Source organism: Leuconostoc inhae (assembly GCF_019656015.1).
Classification (GTDB): domain Bacteria; phylum Bacillota; class Bacilli; order Lactobacillales; family Lactobacillaceae; genus Leuconostoc; species Leuconostoc inhae_A.
On record NZ_BPKW01000005.1, the window covers coordinates 187,239 to 207,269 of the forward strand.

The window sequence follows — 20,031 nt, forward strand, 5'->3', positions numbered from 1 at the left end:
GCAATATAAGTTGAGATTTTCTAATTTGAAATCATCACTAAATTGCTATATTAAAAGGGGTGCTTCGGTACTTCTTTTTTTGTACATAAGACTTAAGGAGCTATTAATGGATAAATCTAACGAAAAAATTGCTGGAGAAATGTATTTTACAGCTAGTCCAAATTCAGAACATCATTATCAGAATTTTGATTTTGATTTATTAGGTCATCAATTACACTTTACAACCGATAGTGGTGTTTTCTCTAAATCAACCGTCGATTTTGGTACAAGAACAATGATCAATGCATTAAAAAAAACAACGATTATTTCAGGGAAAATATTAGATCTTGGGACGGGTTATGGACCAGTTGGTGTAGCTACGGCAAAATACTTACAGCAACCAGTAGATATGACAGATGTCAATGAACGTGCTTTGGCATTAGCGCGTAAGAATGCAGAACAAAATGGCGTGAGTAATTTAGTTAACATTTTTCAATCAGATATATATGCTAATATATCTGATAAGTATGCCTTAATATTGGCAAATCCTCCTATTCGTGCTGGAAAACATGTTGTGACGGCAATGTTACAAGAAAGTATTCAATATTTGCTGCCAGGTGGTAAATTAATTGCAGTTTTACAAAAAAAACAAGGCGCACCTTCAGCGCAAAAAAATATGGCCGCCGTTTTTGGAAATGTAAAAGTTATTCACAAAGATAAAGGTTATTATATCTTGGAGAGCACATATGAACCAACAACCAACGTTTAGTAGCGAACAGATTGATTATTTCATGCAAGTTGCGTTAAATGAAGCGAAACTTGCTGAAACTGATGGTGAAGTGCCTATTGGCGCGGTTATTGTAAAAGACAATGTCATTATTGCTCGTGCGCACAATCATCGAGAGGTAGATCAAATAGCGACAGCACATGCAGAATTATTAGCTATAGAAGCTGCCAATCGCGTATTAGGTTCGTGGCGTTTAGAAGATACAGCCTTGTTTGTGACGCTTGAACCTTGTATTATGTGTGCAGGAGCAATCATCAACGCACGTATTCCGTCAGTTTATTATGGTGCAGAAGATAGCAAAGGTGGTGGTACAAGATCTTTATATCAGTTGCTAGAAGATGACCGTTTAAATCATCGTGCTGACGTTCACAATAATATTCGTGGTGCCGAAGGTGGTGCATTATTACAGAATTTTTTTAAAAAAATTCGGTTACAGCGTAAACTTGATAAAAAATAAGTGCAAATTAATACACAATTATTCTGTTTAGTATTATAATATAGGCAGACTTATCAAATGAGGAAAATTATACATGCAAAATCCGAATGCTTGGCGTAACGACCAAGAGTATTTAAACATCGTGGATGATTTGTTACAACACGATGAAGTACAACAGCTGTCACAATATACACAACATCATTTTTCAAATCGTTTACGCCATTCTATTTCGGTATCATATCGTTCTTATCTGATTGCTAAAAAAATTGGTGCAGATGAAACTGCTACTGCACGTGCAGGCCTGTTACACGATATGTTTTATTATGACTGGCGTGTGACTAAGTTTGAAGAAGGATCACATGCTTATGTTCATCCTCGTGTTGCATTAAAAAATGCGCAGAAAATTACTCATATCAATTCAAAAGAAGCAGATATTATTTTAAAGCATATGTTTGGTGCAACAATTGCATTACCTAAATATCGTGAAAGTTGGATTGTGTCAATTGTGGATGATTTCGCTGCAGTTAATGAATACCTTGTACCCAAGGCATACTTAACGTATTTTAAGTGGCATACAAAATGGACTAAAAAAATTGCAGAAGTATTTGCGTAAACTTTAAAAATTAGATATAATAATAAGGCAGGCAAGTGTTGGCTCTCGAACTGGGTCAGGACAGGAATGTAGCAGCTCTAAGGTTGTTCAATACTGTGCTTGTGTACATATTTGACCGCATTGCGGTCTTTTTTTGTAAATAACTTGTGGTCTTTAACAAGACAGATGTAGTAGACGAGTTTTTATGACATAGCAATAAACTAGTAATGGAGGTGTTGACATTGGCATATCAGGCATTATATCGCGTCTACAGGCCACGAACGTTTGATGATATGGTTGGGCAAGAGGTGATTACACAAACGCTTAAAAATGCTATTGAAACGCATCAAACAGGACATGCATATTTGTTTTCTGGTCCACGTGGGACGGGAAAAACATCGGCAGCTAAAATATTTGCACGTGAAATAAATGGTATTGATCCAACAACAGATGAGTCACAAATACCAGATATTGTTGAATTTGATGCTGCTTCAAATAGTCGCGTTGAAGATATGCGTGATATCTTGTCAAATGTTGATTATGCCCCAATTGAGGCAGAGTTTAAAGTATATATTATTGATGAAGTGCATATGCTATCAAATAGTGCTTTCAACGCATTACTTAAAACATTAGAAGAGCCACCAGCTAATGTGAAATTTATCTTGGCAACAACTGAACCGCAAAAAGTACCAGTCACTATTTTGTCACGTACACAACGGTTTGAGTTTAAACGTATTGATAGTTTAGTCATAAAGGCGCGTTTAGTAGACGTATTGAATAAACAACAGATCGCGTACGAAGATGATGCACTCCGTATTATTGCAAATGTTGCTGAAGGTGGCATGCGTGATGCTTTGTCAATATTAGACCAAGTTATTGCGTTTGGTACTGATAATGTGACGGTCGATAATGCCTTACAAGTCACAGGATCAACGACGACAACAGAATTATTAGCGTATGTGAAAGCCGTAAGTGCTGGCAATACACCTAGAAGTTTACAAGTGTTGCACGATATTTTAATTGAAGGTAAAGATGCACAACGGCTTGTTGTAGATATTATTGGTTTATTACGAGATATTATGCTTGTTGATGTTGCAGAAGAATTGATTAAGTCAACAATTCAATTATCAGAATTACAAGCATTGTCAAAAAAACTTGGCATAGCACGTATTGAACAAATGATGTTGATATTAGACGGTATTCAAAAACAGTTGATGCAGACTATGCAAAGCGACGTGTATCTAGAACTACTAACGGTAAAATTAAGTATGCTTGTCGAACCTGTAGCAATCGTATCAAGCTCCCTTGAAAAGTCATCGGTAAACGATGAATCACTTATGTCTTCACCAGTCAAAAATAAAAATGATCAAAAAGATCGAACAATAAATGCCAAACCTATAGTTACTGAAAAAGTTAAAAATATAACGCCTAGTGTTGCCGAACAAGAACAAGTCATTGCTCCGGTATTATCTGAGCAAATAAGTCATAATGCTGATAATGAATTATTAGTTCGAACTGGGCAACAAGCAGTGTTTGCTGTGTTACAGCTAGCTAAACGTGAGGCGTTGAGTCGTGCAAAAAGCAATTGGCCGACACTTATCACACAGTTTAACGTTGCGCAACAAGCAATGCTTACAATTGCTGAACCTGTCGCCGCGAGCGAGGAGGCTTTAGTATTAGCATTTGATTATCCAGCGTTGCTTGAACAGGCGTTAAATGATGCTCAAATGCAAAATAATTTGGAGAAAGCACTACGAGAGCAACATTTACCGATATCAATGGTATTTATTTCACAGGAAGATTGGCATCAAGAACGTGCAGCATATGTCAAAAATCTCAAATCAGGTGTGACGCAACACATTAATTTAACCGATTTGCCACGTGTGAGTAGTCAAACGTCAGCAATCAATTTAGAAGAACCAAAAACAGTGATCAAAGAAACAGAACCAGCTGTTGTTGCGGCCGCAAAAGAAATGTTTGGTAGTGATATTGTAACTGTTATTGATTAATAATAAAAGAAAGGATTGGCTCATGTAGCCATTTAATCTATGGATTATCCAGAACCTATTGCAAAATTAATAGATAGTTACACAAAATTACCTGGTATTGGTTCAAAAACTGCTACACGTTTAGCTTTTTATACGCTAGGCATGGACGAAACAGATGTGAATGATTTTTCAAAATCACTTGTTTCTGCTAAAAAAGATCTGACATTTTGTTCGGTGTGTGGTAATATTACTGAAAATAGTATTAATCCGTGTGTAATTTGTCGAGATCTCACACGTGATCAGTCGACAGTGTTTGTCGTCGAAAACTCTCGCGATATCATGGCCATGGAAAACACGAGAGATTATCATGGCCTTTATCATGTTTTGAACGGTGTCATCTCACCCAGTGCGGGAACAGGACCAGAAGATATTAATTTACCTAGTTTAATTCGACGTTTATCAGAGCATCAAGAAATTGATGAGGTGATTGTTGGGACCAATGTTACTGCTGAAGGTGAAGCAACAGCGATGTATCTTGCAAGGCTACTCAAGCCGGCAGGAATTAAGGTGACACGTTTAGCACATGGGTTAGCAGTTGGGTCTGATATTGATTACGCAGACCAGTTAACACTTATTAAAGCCGTACAAGGACGAACAGAATTATGATTTTTGGGAAAAAAAAGCGTGACTTACGTCATGAATATGATCAAGCCCTTGTTTTTCAAGTTGATAAGGCAAAAATAGATTGGGATATGGCGAAAAATTCCGAAGAAGCGTTATTAGATGGTCAAGTAAATGTACGCTTAATACAGGCTCAAACAGCATTAAATAAAGCAAAATTTAATTACCTTTATCGCGAGGCAAGACGCCGGAAAACAGTTGGTCACATGCAAACACATGTTTTAAAAACTGATCGTAATCAATTTTGATGCTGTGACCCATGTTAAAATGCTATTATTTTTTGTCTTAACTGTAAGAAACTAAGAAACAGGATACCAATATCATGACAAAACCATTATTTATTACGTTTGAAGGGCCAGAAGGTGCGGGTAAAACTAGTGTTTTGGAAATTTTAATTTCTGAATTAAAACCTTTACTCGGGGATGACTTAGTTACGACGCGTGAGCCGGGAGGCAATCCAATATCTGAAGCAATCCGTGCCATATTGCAACCTGCTGAAGATAATGGTATGGATGAACGAACAGAGGCCTTGCTTTATACAGCCGCACGTCGCCAACACTTGGTAGAAATTATATTACCAGCCTTGAAATCAGGTAAAGTAGTTATTTCTGATCGTTACATTGATAGTTCTTTAGCCTATCAAGGGGGTGGTCGAGGATTAGGTGTTGATAATATATGGCAAATTAATCAATTTGCTACAGAAGGTTTAATGCCAGACTTGACAATTTATTTTGATGTGCCACCAGAGCTTGGTTTGGCACGCGTTAAAGCAAATCGTCAAGGGAAAATCGATCGATTAGACAAAGAAAACTTATCATTTCATCAGACAGTTCGACAAACATATTTACAACTACAACATGACTTTTCTGATAGAATTAAAATAATTGATGCGACACAGTCATTAGATCAAGTAGTGGCTGATGCACGTCTATTGTTGTTAAAAACGCTTAAAGCTCGAAAGGAGTAATTTTTATGAAACTTATTACGGCTATTGTTCAGGATAAAGATACAACTAAATTAAGCAATGTATTTGTCAAAGCAAATGTACGTGCAACACGTTTAACGACTTCGGGTGGCTTTTTACGCTCAGGAAATACAACATTTTTAATTGCTATTGAAGATGAACGTGTTCAATCGGTACTTGACATGATTCAGTCTGTTTCACAAAAGAGAAAACAATATATGGTACCACCAGTGAGCTTAGATGCTGGTGGCGCTCATGTTGGTGTCTATCCGGTTGAAGTTGAAGTTGGCGGTGCCACTGTTTACACACAAAGTATTGAATCATTCCATCAGTTCTAATGCAATCAAATTTCGTAACAATAACACAAACGGTTTATCCGACACAAGCTTCGCATTTTATGAACTTAATTAGCAAAAGTCAGTTAAGCCATTTTTATTTATTTATTGGACCAAGTCAGCCAGAAAAGCTGGCTTTTTCTCAGTATCTCGCATGGCAAATTGTTACCCCAACTGAACGTAATCTCATAAGAATTACGGAAAATGATCATCCAGATGTTAAAATTATAAAACCCAGTTTGCCTAAAAGTGGAACAGGTACAAATAGAACTTGGAAAGTCGATCAAATTAGAGCCTTAAAACCCGAGTTTGTGACGGTTGCTCAAGAAAGCACACGCAAGGTTTTTGTTTTTGATGCTGTAGAAACGCTTCATGCTGAATCTGGTAATGCCTTATTAAAATTTATTGAGGAACCGACTGGTCCGCAATTGATTGTGATGTTAGCAGAAAATCTCAACGAGGTGATGACAACCATTCAATCACGCGCCCAGATTGTGCACTTGCTGCCTGAAACAATAGTAGATTCAGTAAGTGATTTAGTTGATGATGAGTGGCGGCAGGCGACGCAATTAATTTTATTTAAGTGGTTTGAGTTAATGATGCAACGCCGCATTGAAGCTTTTGTATACGTACAAACACACCTTGTTAATCAATTAAAAAATGATCAACAACAACAATTATTTTTTAATTGGCTACATCAACTATCACGTGACACGGTTGTCTTTGGTGAAATTCCGGATGATATGTTGATATTTCCAATGTTAGTTGGCTTATATAAAACATTGAGGCAGCATTACACAAAACAACAAGTAGTAAGAGCAAGTGATGCGGTGTTCATTGATGATCGCATACGTCAGAACAATGTGTCGTTACAAACGCGACTTGAAAAAATTGTGCTTGATGTGACGATTGCCCTAGGAGAATAACATGCAACAACAAAAAAGTTTTGAAAAAAAACAAACAGGGACATTATTTTTGGTGCCAACCCCGATAGGTAATTTGCAAGACATGACGCCACGCGCGATTGATACATTAAAAAACGTTGATTTAATAGCGGCTGAAGATACACGACATACACAACAATTACTTAATCATTTTGATATTGATACTAAACAAACAAGTTTTCATGAACATAATTGGCAAGTTAAAATTCCTGGTATTATTTTGGATTTACAAGGTGGCAAAAATGTGGCTCAAGTGAGTGATGCCGGTATGCCATCTATTTCTGATCCGGGCAAAGAACTCGTTGCTGCCGCAATTGAAAATAATATAACTGTTGTGCCAATTCCAGGTGCAACGGCTGGTGTTACAGCTTTGATTGCAAGTGGGTTAGTGCCACAACCTTTTTATTTTTATGGCTTTTTACAACGTAAAAACAATGAACAATTAGCAGAATTAGAACAATTATCAAGCATACGAGATACTATTATTTTTTATGAATCACCACATCGCATCAAAAAAACATTAGAAAATATACAAAAAATTATGGGCGATGATCGAGGTGTCGTTCTGGCCCGCGAATTGACTAAACGTTACGAGGAATTTTTACGTGGTACAGCACAAGAGTTAGTTGAATGGGCAAAAGATAATGACATTCGTGGTGAATTTGTGGTGATGATTGCTGGTTATCAAGGTGTAGTAGAAGAAAAAAAGAAATCTGATGACCTTGGTTTGTCTGTTCATGATGCTGTTGCGGCCTTGATCAGTAGAGGGTTGAAACCCAATATGGCAATCAAGCAAATTGCAAAATCACGGGGACTTGACAGACAGGCAGTTTATTCTGATTACCATGATATTGACTAAAAATCTATCGTGAGGCAATTTGTAAGGGGGATTATTATGCAAACATTTGAAATTAAACGACACGTTGAATATTATGAAGCTGACACAACTGGCAAGTTAACATTACCAATGATTTTAAACTGGGCAGTGTTGGCTTCAAAAAAGCAAAGTGATGCGTTAGATGTCGGACAAAAAATATATTTAGGCCGTGGTTTAGGTTGGATTATTTTGCAATATGAGATCCATATTACACGTCGTCCCGAAATAAACGAAGAAATTACAATTAAAACATACGCCGCAAAATATAACCCTTTTTTTGTCAGTCGGCCCTTTGTTTTTTTTGACATGAATGGGAACGAAATTATTCGTGTTGATTCAATTTGGACAATGATCGATATTAAAAATCGACGTATGGCACGATTGCCACAAGACATTGTTGATAAATATCAGGCAGAGCGTGTTAAACAAATTCCACGTATTGCCAAACCAGCGCAGTTTGGTACTGATGAAACGTTTGAAGAAAATGAGTACCATGTACGTTATCTTGATATTGATGCCAATAAGCATGTCAATAATTCAAAGTATTTTGAATGGATGCAAGATGTTATCCCGCCAGAATTTTTAACAACGCACGAAGTGACTGATATTAATTTGAAATTTGAGAATGAAGTTCGCTTAGGACATATGATTCAATCACAAGTGATTTTGGAACAACAAACCAGTAAACATCGTATCATGTTAGGTGATGTTGTTAGTGCAGAAGCTGAGTTTAAGTGGCGTGATGTGTCCTTTTAGTGTAAACTGAAGATATCATTAATTCTAAAATAGAGAGGCTTATTATGTCAGTATTGGTATTAGGTGGGGCAGGTTACATTGGCTCACATATGGTAAAAACGCTTGTTGAGAGTGGACGTGATGTTGTCGTTGTGGATGCGCTCTTTACCGGTCACCGTGATGCAGTTAATCCATCGGCTAAGTTTTATCAAGTTGATATTCGTGACAAAGCAGCGTTATCAGAAGTTTTCGACAAAGAAAGTATTGAGCAGGTTGTGCATTTTGCAGCTTTTTCAATTGTACCGGAATCAGTAGCAAATCCATTGAAATACTTTGATAATAATACAAGTGGTATGATCACGTTACTTGAAGTGATGAAAGATCATGATGTGAAGCAAATCGTCTTTTCTTCAACTGCTGCAACGTATGGTAATCCAGTAAATATTCCAATTAAAGAAACTGACCCACAAAATCCGATCAATCCTTATGGTGAATCAAAGCTTATGATGGAAAAAATCATGGCTTGGTCGGACAAATCTGATGGTGTTAAATGGGTTGCTCTACGTTACTTTAACGTAGCCGGAGCAGCTGAAGATGGTTCGATTGGTGAAGATCACACACCTGAAACGCATCTTGTACCAATTATTTTACAAGCTGGATTAGGACAGCGTAAGTATATTGAAATGTTTGGTGATGATTATAAGACACCAGACGGGTTTAATGTTCGAGATTATGTACATGTACTTGATTTAGCTGATGCACATATACGTGCTTTAAAATATTTAGCTGATGGACATGAATCAAATCAATTCAATTTGGGCTCTGCAACTGGTTTCTCTGTTAAAGAGATGGTTGAAGCAGCACGTGAAGCAACAGGCGTTGCTATTCCGTCAAAAATTGGGCCACGTCGTGCTGGTGATCCAGATATTTTGATTGCCAATTCTGATAAGGCACGTGATATTTTAGGCTGGGCACCAAAGTATGATAATGTGCAAGACATTATTAAGACAGCTTGGCATTGGCATCAAAATCATCCAACTGGTTATGATGATAAATAAATCTAAAAAATGAACCTACAAAATTTTGCAGGTTCATTTTTTTTAGGGAATTTTTTGACAAAAATTGTAAAAGATGTTTTACTACATATGTAAAACATCTTTTACAGAAAGAGAATGATAGATGGAAAATATAATTCGTGAACGTCGAAAACAAGGGCATTTATCACAAGAAGCATTAGCAAAAAAGGCCAATGTTACAAGACAAACAATTAATGCCATTGAAAATGCAAAGTACGATCCATCATTAGCACTAGCCTTCAAATTAGCAAAAATACTAGAAACAACAATTGACCAATTATTTATCGATAGTAAAGAAAATGGTTAAAATACAAAAAATCAGTCGAATGATGACAGTGATATTGGGCATGTATAGCAATATCGTAAATTGTATTATAATTTTAAATAAAAAGGGGATAAACGTGATTAATGTTAAAAAAAACGCTGTTAAAATGACAGCATTGGTGTTCGGATTACTTTTGTTATTTATAACATATAGTTTGACAGGCAAGACATCTATATTGGTAGGCTATTTTGTTTATGTGACGCTTCTTTTACATCATAAAAAAAGGCTAAAAGAAAAAGCTATAAAAATGTCGCCGAAAGCACACCTTAAAATCACAATAGATGAATTATATAATGATGAACGCGAATTGGCTGCTATTATGGGTGCCAAGCATTTTGCATTACGCATAGGTTTCATTGTGTTAGTTGTTTTAGCTTTAATTAGTGTATCATTTAATCGTTTTTTTGATAGAGTTATCACGCTATCATTAACTGAAGTAGGTTTGTTATTAATGGTTGTCATGTTTATCACTCAGGTTGCCTACGTTGCAAGATTATTTTATGAACTACGCGATTAGTCAAAGGGTATGAGAAAAATTGTTGCGTAAACAACAAATTCATGATATACTAATTTTTGTTGTGAAAGTGACAAATGGACAGCTAGCTCAGTTGGTAGAGCAACGGACTCTTAATCCGTGGGTCCAGGGTTCGAGCCCCTGGCTGTCCACTAAATAAATGCCGACACATTTCTGTGTTGGCATTTTTTGTATGATCATCAGAATTAGCAATTATTATCACGTGGGTTACAATGATAATAATAGGGGGAAGTTGTTGTATGAAAATGCGTTCTAAACATTGGGTTGGTTGGATATGTGGATTAATTATCATTTTTGTTGTGGCATTTGGTACAATTTTGCATGTTAATCATAGTAACAAATTAGTGAAAAAGCAACAGACAATGCAAAAATCATCTATCAAAAGTCAGCGTGATTCATTACCAAAAAATAGTAAATTGTCAGATTGGCAATTAATTTTGATTAATAAACAGCATCCACGTACATCTGAAATTCATTTTAATCAAGTGACAGTTGACGACAAACAAATAGATCAAAGAATTCTAAAACCTTTAACAGATTTTCGTGCTGGTGCTAAGGTAGCAGGTTATGATACAACCCTTGTATCAGGATATCGATCCATTGCTGCCCAGACTAAAGTTTATCAAGATTCTTTGCAACAAAATGAAGCAAACGGAATGGATCGAGAAACTGCAACAAAGCTGACGAAAAGTGTCATTCAAACGCCTGGTTCATCTGAACATCAAACTGGTCTTGCAGTCGATCTAGCAGGAAGCGATGCATTAGCAAAATATCCTGCCTTAATGGCACAAATGGACGAATTTAAATCACAAAAGTGGTTAATTAAACATGCAGCTGATTATGGTTTTGTTTTACGATATTTAAAGGATTCAAAATCAATATCACAAACTGGGATAGATTATGAATCATGGCATTTTCGTTATGTTGGTATTGCTAACGCGCAATATATGGTAAAACATCATCTGACTTTAGAAGCATATAGAAATATACTTAGAAATGCAGGGCAAAATTAGCTCTGAAAATTATGTCGATTTTTGATATACTAAGTATGTATCAAATTGACTGAAATTAGGAGAATTGGCATGATTGTATTATCAGGCACTATCGGCGCCGGCAAAACAAGTTTAACGGAGATGTTAGCGAACCATTTAGATTCAAAGGCATTTTACGAAAGTGTTGATGACAATCCAATTTTGCCACTATTCTATGAAAATCCAAAAAAATACGGCTTTTTATTGCAGATTTATTTTTTAAACAAGCGTTTAGCGCAAATAAAAGTGGCACAGACTACCGGAACAAATAATATTGTTGATCGTTCAATCTATGAAGATGCACTTTTATTTCAATTAACGGCGGACCTGAATCGTGCAACTCAAACTGAAGTAGATATATATAAGTCGCTTGTTGATAATATGATGGCTGATATTACTGGTGTCAATGATATTAAAAATCCGGATTTATTGATTCATGTGCGTGTTAGTTTTGAAACAATGCTTGAACGCATTGAAAAGCGTGGGCGTTCATTTGAACAGATAGCTGACAATCCAGATTTATATGAATATTATAAAGAATTAAATAAACGTTATGACGCTTGGTTTGAATCATATGATCGATCACCAAAAGTACAAATAGATGGTGATCGCTTTGATTTTGTAATGAGCGAAGAGGCTCGTGACAAAGTCTTAGATATGATTGATACAAAATTATCAGAAGTTAACACAAAATAAAAAGCGATGGGTTGTTTTGACTCATCGCTTTTTATAAAATGTTATAAAACGAACCATCAAGTAAGGGAAAATAATTTGGAGGACCGAAATGATTAAATATGGTTTTATCGGCACAGGTAATATGGCCCAGGCAATGATTAAAGGTTTACTAGCGAAAGGCGTATCAGCAAAAAGTATTGCCGTATATTCACCGCGATCTGCTGCTAAACTCACTGAAAAATGGGGAGTAATATCTTTATCAGCGCAAAGATTAATTGACGACAGTGATTTGATTGTGCTAGCATTTTTACCAAATCAATTAGAAAATGTTACAGCTAACTTAGATTTTAAAAATAAACTTGTCGTATCTGTTTTGGCAGGAATAACACTGGAACAATTAATAGCTGCGACACATACGACACAAATTGTTCGAACATTACCTAATGTCAATGTGGCAATTAATCAAGGTGTGACAGCTTTTTCTAATACTGCGTTAACAGCAACAAATAACACAATTTTCAAGGTGTTTTCAGATTACCTTGGCAGTAATTTTAACTTAGCAGAAACGCAATTTGCTATATTTTCTGCCGTTGCCGGTTCGGGACCAGCGTACGTGTTTAAATATATCGATGCACTGGCGCAAGCAGGTATTGCCAACGGACTGGAAACAGAATTAGCAACCGATATTGCTACACAAACAGTACTTGGATCTGCTCAAACCTTAGCTTTATCAACACATTCAGCAAAAGAGTTACAAAATGCTGTTGCCTCACCGGGAGGATCAACTCGTGCAGGATTAGACGATTTTGACACACAAAATTTTGATGATGTGATAGTACATGCCATTAAAGCTACGGTAGAACATAAGCATCTATAAAACTAACTGGTCGATGATAGCGCCATGCTTTGGAATGCTAATTTAGTGTATTTAATGAGCGATGTGCTAACAAATTTTGTATAATGGATATTATGACGAATAACGCTGAAAAAACAAAACAAATTAAAACAAAAAAAACGCTAACAGCAATGACTTGGTTTTTGATGATTGGTGGATTGACTGCTACTCTGGCAGTGTGGTTATTTGCCAAACCCGTTGTATTAACGGCAAACACGATACCCACTGGTTTTTCAGTTCAGGGCGTGGCGGTTAATCAAACATCAGGGTACGTGGATTATAGCAATTTAGCATCAAATGGCGTTGATTACGTTTATTTACGTGCAACTACAGGAACATCTTTTGTGGATGATAGTTATGAATCAAGTTATGATCGTGCGCGATCTGCACAATTGAAGGTTGGTAGCATTCAAGTTTATGATGCCAATGTTGATGCTTCAACACAAGCACAATATTTTATTGATAATGTTGGTAATCGTGTTGGGCAGTTGCCTATTGCATTTTATGTGACAGACAATCAAATAGACACACAAGCTAGCATTGATAGGTTAGCCACATTGATACAAATTTTAAAGACACATTATAATCGATCAACTGTCATTTATACAACACCAAGTGTGAAAAACAAGTTGAAATCGACAATTTCTGACACAAAGTACTGGTTGATTGACACGTCTACAACTAATAAATCAAATGCAAATCAATTCATTCAATATAGTGAAGACCATACGATTGGTAGTGGACTGAAAGCAATCAAAATGCCAACAAGTGTATTTAACGGTACAGAAAAAGAATTTGAGGATATAAAATGATTAAATTTGGAATTATTGGCACAAATTGGATTACAAAAATGTTCATTGAAGCAGCACTTGAGACTGGCGAGTATGAACTGTCAAAAATTTATTCTCGAACGCAAGAACGTGGGGAATCTTTTTTAAAGACGCTTACAGTTGACGATGTGGATGTTGATATTGTTACTACATTGAGCGATCTCTATACAGGCATTGATTTGGTCTATATTGCTTCGCCAAATGCACTGCATTTTGAACAATCAAAAGTCGCGATTGAAGCGGGTGTGCATGTTATTGTTGAAAAGCCAACAACAAGTAATCCAGCAGAGTTTTCAGAGATAGAAAAACTATTGACATTATATCCTGAAGTGCGTTATTTTGAAGCAGCTCGTCATGTTCATCAACCCAATTTTAAAATAATTCAGCAGACGATGGGCGAACTAACGCAATTACAGGGTGCGACTTTAGTTTACCAAAAATATTCATCACGTTATGATGCGTATTTAGCTGGTGAGGAACCAAATGTTTTATCACGTAATTTTAGCGCAGGTGCTTTGTATGATTTAGGCGTATATCCTATTTATGCAGCTATTGCACTATTTGGTGCACCCCGAGCAGTGCAATATTTGCCGATTTTATTGGCTAATGGTGCAGATGGCAAGGGTACAGCTAGTTTATTTTATGATGATTTCAATGTGACATTAATATTTGGGAAGAGTGCTAATTCTTATCTATCAAGTGAAATATATGGTTTGAAAGAAACCATTGCAGTATCAAATATTGCTGAGCTTGATACGATAACATACCATGATGGTGATGGACATGCTGACAATATTGGACAAAAGCCAGATGAAAATCCTATGAAGCACGAAGCACAAGACTTTGCAGATATTATTAATGACCCCGTTGAAAATCACACAAAATATAGTCAGTGGTTTCAACTTGCCAAACAAGTGAACCAAACTTTGTTTGACTTACGTTCGTCGGCTAGCATAGAATTTCCGGCAGACAAGAAAGAATACTAATTTCATGGCAATTAAACCAGAATTACAAGATAAATTTAAAAATCAATTTGAAAAGCCAACGCCGATACAAGATGCTGTTTGGGATCGCTTATCAGCGGGTGAAAATATTTTTGGTTTAGCACCAACTGGTACTGGTAAAACATTGGCCTTTATGCTGCCAATGCTATCGCGTATAGATGTTAAAGTAAAGCGAACACAGGTATTGATTTTAGCACCAAGTCAAGAATTGGCGATGCAAACAACAACTGTTGCACGTGAGTGGGGCGCATTAATTGGTGTTTCAGTGGCTAGTCTAATTGGTGGCGCCAATGGGCGACGTCAATCAGATAAACTAAAAAAAGAAAAGCCACACATCGTTATAGGCACATTAGGTCGCGTATTGACAATGGTTGACGGTGGTGCTTTGAAATTAAATGGTATTCAAACCATTATCTTTGATGAAGCTGATGCCATGTTGACAGATGAACGACATGATAGTTTGAAAGAATTAGCAAATCAGTTACCCGAAAATGTTCAACTTGGGTTGTTTTCAGCCACATCTGGTGTTGATTTGAAATATGTTGCTGATACATTTCATCAAGAAGTGCGGCCAATTTCAGTTGGTACAGATGCCCCAGCATCTATTAAGCATGAATTTCAGTATGTTGATCAAAAGGCACGAGCCAATATGCTGATTCAATTGGCTCGACATAATCAACAGGCGCTTGTATTTTTTAACACAATTAGCGGTTTGGTGAATATGCAGGCGACCTTGCGTCATGCGCATGCGAGTGTCATGAGCATTGGTAGTAATGACAAGCGCCAAGTACAACGTGCTGATGCGTTGCGTTTATTCAAAAAAGGCGAGGTAACTTTGTTACTTGTAACAGATGTCGCTGCTCGTGGATTAGACATTGAAGACCTACCTTTAGTCGTAAATGCGCAAATACCACAAAGCAAAAAAACATATGTTCATCGTACAGGCCGTACAGGGCGCATGGGCAAACCAGGTCGTGTATTAAATCTTGGTAATGATCATGATATACGAGATTTGAAACGCGAGTTAGGGGATGACTTTGAGTTGGTTAAGGCAGTGAATTCTTTTGCTGATAAAAAGGAAGCGTTAACGAAAAATAAATCATCCGAACGCGAGCGTTCAAAGGGCAATGACCGAGAAAAAACGAGTGACATGCTTTCGGTAGCACAAAACACTCAAAATGTGACACCAAAAATGAAACAAACCACAACGTCTGAAATAATAGACAAGCCAAAAAAGAAAAAACGTTCGAAAGTATCCAAAGATAAAGGTAAGCCAAAGTGGGCTAACAAACGTGAAAATTAAGCCAGTTTGGTGATGTCGAAGTGTCATTTATGAATGATACTTTTTTGTTTGAGAGAATACCTATGGTCTATCCATATCGCATTTGAAACAATACAGCTATTGCGTATCATTCTAATTTGAGGAATAGCCACTTTAATGAGAGGTTGTTTTTTACAATAGAGAAATTTAATCTCCTATTAATCATAAAGTATTACACTAAAGTATATAAAACAGTACATTGGAGATATAAAAATGGCTAAAGCAATTAGAATATTATTAATAGAAGACGATGTGAATTTGGCAGATAATATTGTCGGCTTTTTAGATGATTTTGCGGATGTCAATGTTGTTGATAATGGTCTTGACGGTGAATTTGAAGGTCAGGAGTCGCCTTATGACTTAATTATTTCTGATTTAATGTTGCCAGGTGAAAATGGTTTTGAGGTGATTAAATATCTGCGAAAAAATGATGTTGAAACGCCAGTTTTGATTTTGACCGCTAAAAGTTCACTTGATGATAAAATTGAAGGTTTTAATGTTGGGGCAGATGATTATCTTACGAAACCATTCTACCGTGAAGAATTATTAGTACGCGTCAAAGCTTTGTTACGTCGTGCAGGTGTATATTCCGAAGATAATATGATTACTGTTGGTGACGTTTTAATTAACTTAGAAAATCGTGGGGTGCAAGTTCATGGTCAGCAAGTTAAACTAGTCGGTAAAGAGTTCGATATTTTGACATATTTAGCGCAAAATAAAAACATTATTGTCACACGTGATCAAATTTTTGATCGCGTCTGGGGAATTGATTCTGATACAACAATCAACGTTGTTAATATCTATCTTAACAATTTGCGCCGAAAATTAGAATCTGTTGGGCAAAACGATTTAATTAAAACTTTGCGTAACATTGGTTTTATTTTAGAGGTTAAAGATGCCTAATGTCATTAATAAACAACAACAAATTCGCGGCTTCTTATTATTAATTGCGAGTTTTTTTATTATATTTTCAGTTCTTGGAAGTGTCATTTATTGGTCCTATACACGGACAATATTTCAAAATTCAGATACAGCTATCACACAACAAATTAAACAATATGATATGGCTGGTGCACTTCAAAATTCGGCTGATTCTAATAGAAAATCACCATTATTATTACAATCAAATATGTTAGCAGATGTTTGGGTATATAATAAAAATAAGAAATTGGTTATTGATGATCGTATACCAGATCCAATGCAATCGACTTATAAAAAGAAATTTAAATACACGTCAAAATTTGTGTCATCCAAACCAGAAACTGTACAGATAGGCAACGATTACTATCGTGGGATTAAAGTGAATTTTGTTAATGGTGCGAAAAATAATGATGGTAAATCTGTTAAATATGGTATTATCACTGTGAATGTGACAGATACTATTTTTAATCTTAACCAATTTAAAAAGGTTATTTTGTGGTCATTTGGTACCTTTGGATTACTGACTTTGATGGTTTCTTATTGGATTAGTTTAAAAAATATGAAGCCTATTCTCAAAGCTTGGCAGCAGCAACAAGATTTCGTTAATAACGCAGCACATGAATTACGAACGCCAATGGCCGTTATTCAAGGTAAATTAGAAAATATGCTCACGCGTCCAGAATCGACTGTTCGAGAACAGTCGGATGCGATTATATTATCTCTATCTGAAGTTCGGCGACTGACATCATTAACTAATAATATGCTTACTTTGGCAAAGTCAGGGTCTAACATGACACGTATTGAAAAAGAGTCGACTAATATTGCTGAATTTTTGTCACGAATTGTGGCACCTTATCAGGAAATGGCTGAGTTTGATGGTAAACAAGTATTATTATCTACACGCGTCAATCAACCTGTGTTTATTGATCAAAAACGTATTCATCAGTTACTGGTTTTGCTAGTAGATAATGCGATGAAATATTCTGAAGCAGGCGCCACCGTTTCGATTTCAGCAATAATTGAAAAACGAAAATTTGTGTTGAGTGTTGCAGATACAGGGCGTGGCATTAGTGATGAAGCTAAAAAGCATGTCTTTGATCGCTTCTATCGTGAAGATAAAACAGGTAGCCGACAAACTGGTGGCACAGGGCTTGGATTATCGATTGCTGAATGGATAGTACATGCACATGGTGGCAAGATTATTGTATTAGATAATCAACCAAAGGGAACAATCATCAAAGTGACACTGCCCCTTTAATGATTATTAACTGTTATTGCATGATAGTATATGTTATATGAGGAGGATTATATTATGAAACATGCCCTGATTACTGTAGCTGTCGTAGCCGCTGTTGTGGGTGGTGGTGTCGTCTATTCTGGTACGCAACCTAATTCTTGGTTTCAACAGCAAACAGCTACCAAAAAAGTAGCGCATATATCTGGTCAAGCATCGGTTGCCAAAATCGCTTATACGAGTAAAGATAATGCCACAACAGCGTATAATAAAGTGAAAAATGCAGTGGTAACGGTTCAAAATTTACAAAATAATGCGTCACAACAAAGCGATGGCTTTGCGGGACTATTTGGACAAACACAACAAGATAAGGGCCAAAGTTCGTCTGAAATTGAGACGGCTTCTGAGGGCTCAGGTGTCATTTATAAGGTTGCCAACGGCAACGCCTATATCATTACTAATAATCATGTAGTAGCTAAATCTGATGCCTTACAAGTGATTACATCAGATGGCGATAAGATAAAGGCAACTGTGGTAGGTACAGATGTTGAAAAAGATATTGCATTGATTAAAGTTAAAACAACTGTTATCAAATCGGCTGCCTCATTCGGTAAAATTAATGGGTTACAATCTGGTCAACAAGTATTAGCGATAGGGTCACCATTAGGATCTGACTATGCCACATCAGTAACAAGTGGTATTATTTCCGCACCACGACGTGAGTTATCAAGTGAACAAACGGGTGTTGGTGCGGCCAAGGTGATTCAAACGGATGCTGCAATTAATCCCGGAAATTCTGGTGGACCACTTATTAATTTAGCTGGTGAAGTGATTGGTATTAACTCCTCAAAAATTGCATCATCAACTGATGGTGTCAGTGTTGAGGGAATGGGTTTTGCCATTCCAGCAGATGTTGTTCAAGATTTTATTGCTAAAACGGAAAAATAGTCAAAAAAATGAAGCCACCTCACTTATTCATGTGTGAGATGGCTTCATTTTTTAAGTTGGATTATTTGAAAGGTGTTTCACAAAGTTTTTTGATACCAGTCAAGTACCTGATTAGGCGTTAAGCGCTCACCATGACCGATACGAGATATTTCTGTGCCATTTTCAAACAATACGAATGACGGAATACCACGCATATTGTATTTTGTGGCAACATCAAGGTTCTCATCACGATCAGCATCAAACCAGTTAGCAGTTTTGCTGATAGTATCTTTAATATTTTGGACAAAAGGCTTAATAGCACGGCAATCGCCACACCAATCAGCGGACAAAAACATGACATTACGACCAGAATGTTGGATATTTTCTTCGACGACAGTATTAGTATTGTGTGTTGGTTGATACATAATTTGCTCCTTTGGTTACATTGTAAAGAGTATACCATAATATTGACAGCAAGGCGGTTTTTATAAAAATGAGAAAAATAAAAATAAAATTTGGAAAAAGTGTTGACATCTCACAAAATGAAAGTTATAGTAAGTACAACATAAACGTTGAAAAGATAAGTACAATTTTAAATCTTAACAAGAGAGCTCGTGGTTGGTGAAATCGAGTAAGATATATCATTAGAAAATGGTCTTGGAGTTTCATAGATACGAGCAAGCGAGTACTCATATGTACGGCGCAGTAAGTTGAAATCGGTGGTGCTCGTTAACGCACAACGTATAACCTGGCAGTTTTCACAGATGTTCTCGACGACTTCTGACAGGCGTACGTTAAGGTGTGGGCGCAAGAGCCCTGCATGAACACCGGGTGGTAACACGTTATTAAAGCGTCCCGTAGTCTATATTATAGGCTACGGGACGCTTTTTATTTTATGATTTTCCGTCTTTACAAATATGAAAAATTAAGGAGGATAAG

General features: G+C 36.5%; 24 protein-coding genes, 1 tRNA gene and 1 other RNA gene. 25 read left to right on the forward strand and 1 reads right to left on the reverse strand.

Annotation, left to right across the window (positions count from 1 at the left end; translation table 11 throughout):
* The first annotated feature begins 106 nt into the window (after window positions 1-106).
* The 25 genes from K5Q14_RS04590 (at window position 107) to K5Q14_RS04710 (ending at window position 19,113) form a co-directional block, all read left to right on the forward strand.
* Window positions 107-748, forward strand: coding sequence for a class I SAM-dependent methyltransferase (locus K5Q14_RS04590; protein WP_220734645.1), 642 nt, complete (start codon window positions 107-109; stop codon window positions 746-748).
* On the forward strand, window positions 726-1,223 hold the full coding sequence (locus tag K5Q14_RS04595; protein ID WP_220734646.1) for a nucleoside deaminase: 498 nt from the start codon (window positions 726-728) through the stop codon (window positions 1,221-1,223). Before K5Q14_RS04590 ends, K5Q14_RS04595 begins: the two co-directional genes overlap by 23 nt.
* Window positions 1,224-1,296: 73 nt before the next feature.
* Window positions 1,297-1,815 carry an HD domain-containing protein gene (locus tag K5Q14_RS04600; RefSeq protein WP_220734647.1) on the forward strand — a complete coding sequence of 173 codons (519 nt, stop codon included), beginning with the start codon at window positions 1,297-1,299 and terminating at the stop codon, window positions 1,813-1,815.
* Window positions 1,816-1,838: 23 nt separating this feature from the next.
* An RNA gene (ffs, locus tag K5Q14_RS04605) (signal recognition particle sRNA small type) lies at window positions 1,839-1,926 on the forward strand.
* Between the two features lie 110 nt (window positions 1,927-2,036).
* Complete coding sequence (gene dnaX / locus K5Q14_RS04610; RefSeq protein ID WP_220734648.1) at window positions 2,037-3,803, forward strand: DNA polymerase III subunit gamma/tau; 1,767 nt, start codon at window positions 2,037-2,039, stop codon at window positions 3,801-3,803.
* A 39-nt stretch (window positions 3,804-3,842) separates the two neighbouring features.
* Complete coding sequence (gene recR, locus K5Q14_RS04615; protein WP_220734649.1) at window positions 3,843-4,448, forward strand: recombination mediator RecR; 606 nt, start codon at window positions 3,843-3,845, stop codon at window positions 4,446-4,448.
* Complete coding sequence (locus K5Q14_RS04620) at window positions 4,445-4,711, forward strand: YaaL family protein (protein ID WP_220734650.1); 267 nt, start codon at window positions 4,445-4,447, stop codon at window positions 4,709-4,711. Before recR ends, K5Q14_RS04620 begins: the two co-directional genes overlap by 4 nt.
* Before the next feature lie 74 nt (window positions 4,712-4,785).
* Window positions 4,786-5,430, forward strand: coding sequence for a dTMP kinase (gene tmk, locus K5Q14_RS04625; RefSeq protein ID WP_220734651.1), 645 nt, complete (start codon window positions 4,786-4,788; stop codon window positions 5,428-5,430).
* A 5-nt stretch (window positions 5,431-5,435) separates the two neighbouring features.
* On the forward strand, window positions 5,436-5,765 hold the full coding sequence (gene darA, locus K5Q14_RS04630; RefSeq protein ID WP_220734652.1) for a cyclic di-AMP receptor DarA: 330 nt from the start codon (window positions 5,436-5,438) through the stop codon (window positions 5,763-5,765).
* A complete protein-coding gene (locus tag K5Q14_RS04635; protein ID WP_220734653.1) occupies window positions 5,765-6,688 on the forward strand; it encodes a DNA polymerase III delta subunit-related protein in 924 nt (307 codons plus the stop codon). Before darA ends, K5Q14_RS04635 begins: the two co-directional genes overlap by 1 nt.
* 1 nt (window position 6,689) lies before the next feature.
* Window positions 6,690-7,565, forward strand: coding sequence for a 16S rRNA (cytidine(1402)-2'-O)-methyltransferase (gene rsmI, locus K5Q14_RS04640; protein WP_220734654.1), 876 nt, complete (start codon window positions 6,690-6,692; stop codon window positions 7,563-7,565).
* Window positions 7,566-7,601: 36 nt separating this feature from the next.
* Window positions 7,602-8,339 carry an acyl-[acyl-carrier-protein] thioesterase gene (locus tag K5Q14_RS04645; RefSeq protein ID WP_220734655.1) on the forward strand — a complete coding sequence of 246 codons (738 nt, stop codon included), beginning with the start codon at window positions 7,602-7,604 and terminating at the stop codon, window positions 8,337-8,339.
* Between the two features lie 44 nt (window positions 8,340-8,383).
* Window positions 8,384-9,376, forward strand: coding sequence for a UDP-glucose 4-epimerase GalE (galE, locus tag K5Q14_RS04650; protein WP_220734656.1), 993 nt, complete (start codon window positions 8,384-8,386; stop codon window positions 9,374-9,376).
* 121 nt (window positions 9,377-9,497) lie between these two features.
* On the forward strand, window positions 9,498-9,701 hold the full coding sequence (locus K5Q14_RS04655; protein ID WP_220734657.1) for a helix-turn-helix transcriptional regulator: 204 nt from the start codon (window positions 9,498-9,500) through the stop codon (window positions 9,699-9,701).
* Between the two features lie 94 nt (window positions 9,702-9,795).
* Window positions 9,796-10,236 carry a hypothetical protein gene (locus K5Q14_RS04660; RefSeq protein ID WP_220734658.1) on the forward strand — a complete coding sequence of 147 codons (441 nt, stop codon included), beginning with the start codon at window positions 9,796-9,798 and terminating at the stop codon, window positions 10,234-10,236.
* 76 nt (window positions 10,237-10,312) lie between these two features.
* A tRNA-Lys gene (locus tag K5Q14_RS04665) sits at window positions 10,313-10,385 on the forward strand.
* Between the two features lie 108 nt (window positions 10,386-10,493).
* Complete coding sequence (locus K5Q14_RS04670; RefSeq protein WP_220734659.1) at window positions 10,494-11,267, forward strand: M15 family metallopeptidase; 774 nt, start codon at window positions 10,494-10,496, stop codon at window positions 11,265-11,267.
* Between the two features lie 69 nt (window positions 11,268-11,336).
* Entirely contained in the window at window positions 11,337-11,981 is a 645-nt protein-coding gene (locus K5Q14_RS04675) for a deoxynucleoside kinase (protein ID WP_220734660.1), read from the forward strand.
* 88 nt (window positions 11,982-12,069) lie between these two features.
* Entirely contained in the window at window positions 12,070-12,837 is a 768-nt protein-coding gene (gene proC, locus K5Q14_RS04680; RefSeq protein ID WP_220734661.1) for a pyrroline-5-carboxylate reductase, read from the forward strand.
* A gap of 92 nt (window positions 12,838-12,929) precedes the next feature.
* Entirely contained in the window at window positions 12,930-13,667 is a 738-nt protein-coding gene (locus tag K5Q14_RS04685; RefSeq protein ID WP_220734662.1) for a GH25 family lysozyme, read from the forward strand.
* Complete coding sequence (locus K5Q14_RS04690; RefSeq protein ID WP_220734663.1) at window positions 13,664-14,671, forward strand: Gfo/Idh/MocA family protein; 1,008 nt, start codon at window positions 13,664-13,666, stop codon at window positions 14,669-14,671. Before K5Q14_RS04685 ends, K5Q14_RS04690 begins: the two co-directional genes overlap by 4 nt.
* A 4-nt stretch (window positions 14,672-14,675) precedes the next feature.
* On the forward strand, window positions 14,676-15,992 hold the full coding sequence (locus tag K5Q14_RS04695) for a DEAD/DEAH box helicase (RefSeq protein ID WP_220734664.1): 1,317 nt from the start codon (window positions 14,676-14,678) through the stop codon (window positions 15,990-15,992).
* A gap of 231 nt (window positions 15,993-16,223) precedes the next feature.
* Window positions 16,224-16,913, forward strand: a complete 690-nt coding sequence (locus K5Q14_RS04700) for a response regulator transcription factor (protein WP_220734665.1) — start codon at window positions 16,224-16,226, stop codon at window positions 16,911-16,913.
* Window positions 16,906-18,189 carry a sensor histidine kinase gene (locus K5Q14_RS04705; protein ID WP_220734666.1) on the forward strand — a complete coding sequence of 428 codons (1,284 nt, stop codon included), beginning with the start codon at window positions 16,906-16,908 and terminating at the stop codon, window positions 18,187-18,189. Before K5Q14_RS04700 ends, K5Q14_RS04705 begins: the two co-directional genes overlap by 8 nt.
* 54 nt (window positions 18,190-18,243) lie before the next feature.
* Window positions 18,244-19,113: a S1C family serine protease gene (locus K5Q14_RS04710; protein ID WP_220734667.1), complete on the forward strand. Its 870-nt coding sequence runs from the start codon at window positions 18,244-18,246 to the stop codon at window positions 19,111-19,113.
* A 77-nt stretch (window positions 19,114-19,190) separates the two neighbouring features.
* On the opposite strand, the gene K5Q14_RS04715 is transcribed toward K5Q14_RS04710, so the two are convergent.
* Window positions 19,191-19,517 (reverse strand): thioredoxin family protein, encoded by a 327-nt coding sequence (locus K5Q14_RS04715; RefSeq protein WP_220734668.1) that lies wholly within the window; start codon window positions 19,515-19,517, stop codon window positions 19,191-19,193.
* Window positions 19,518-20,031 lie beyond the last annotated feature (514 nt).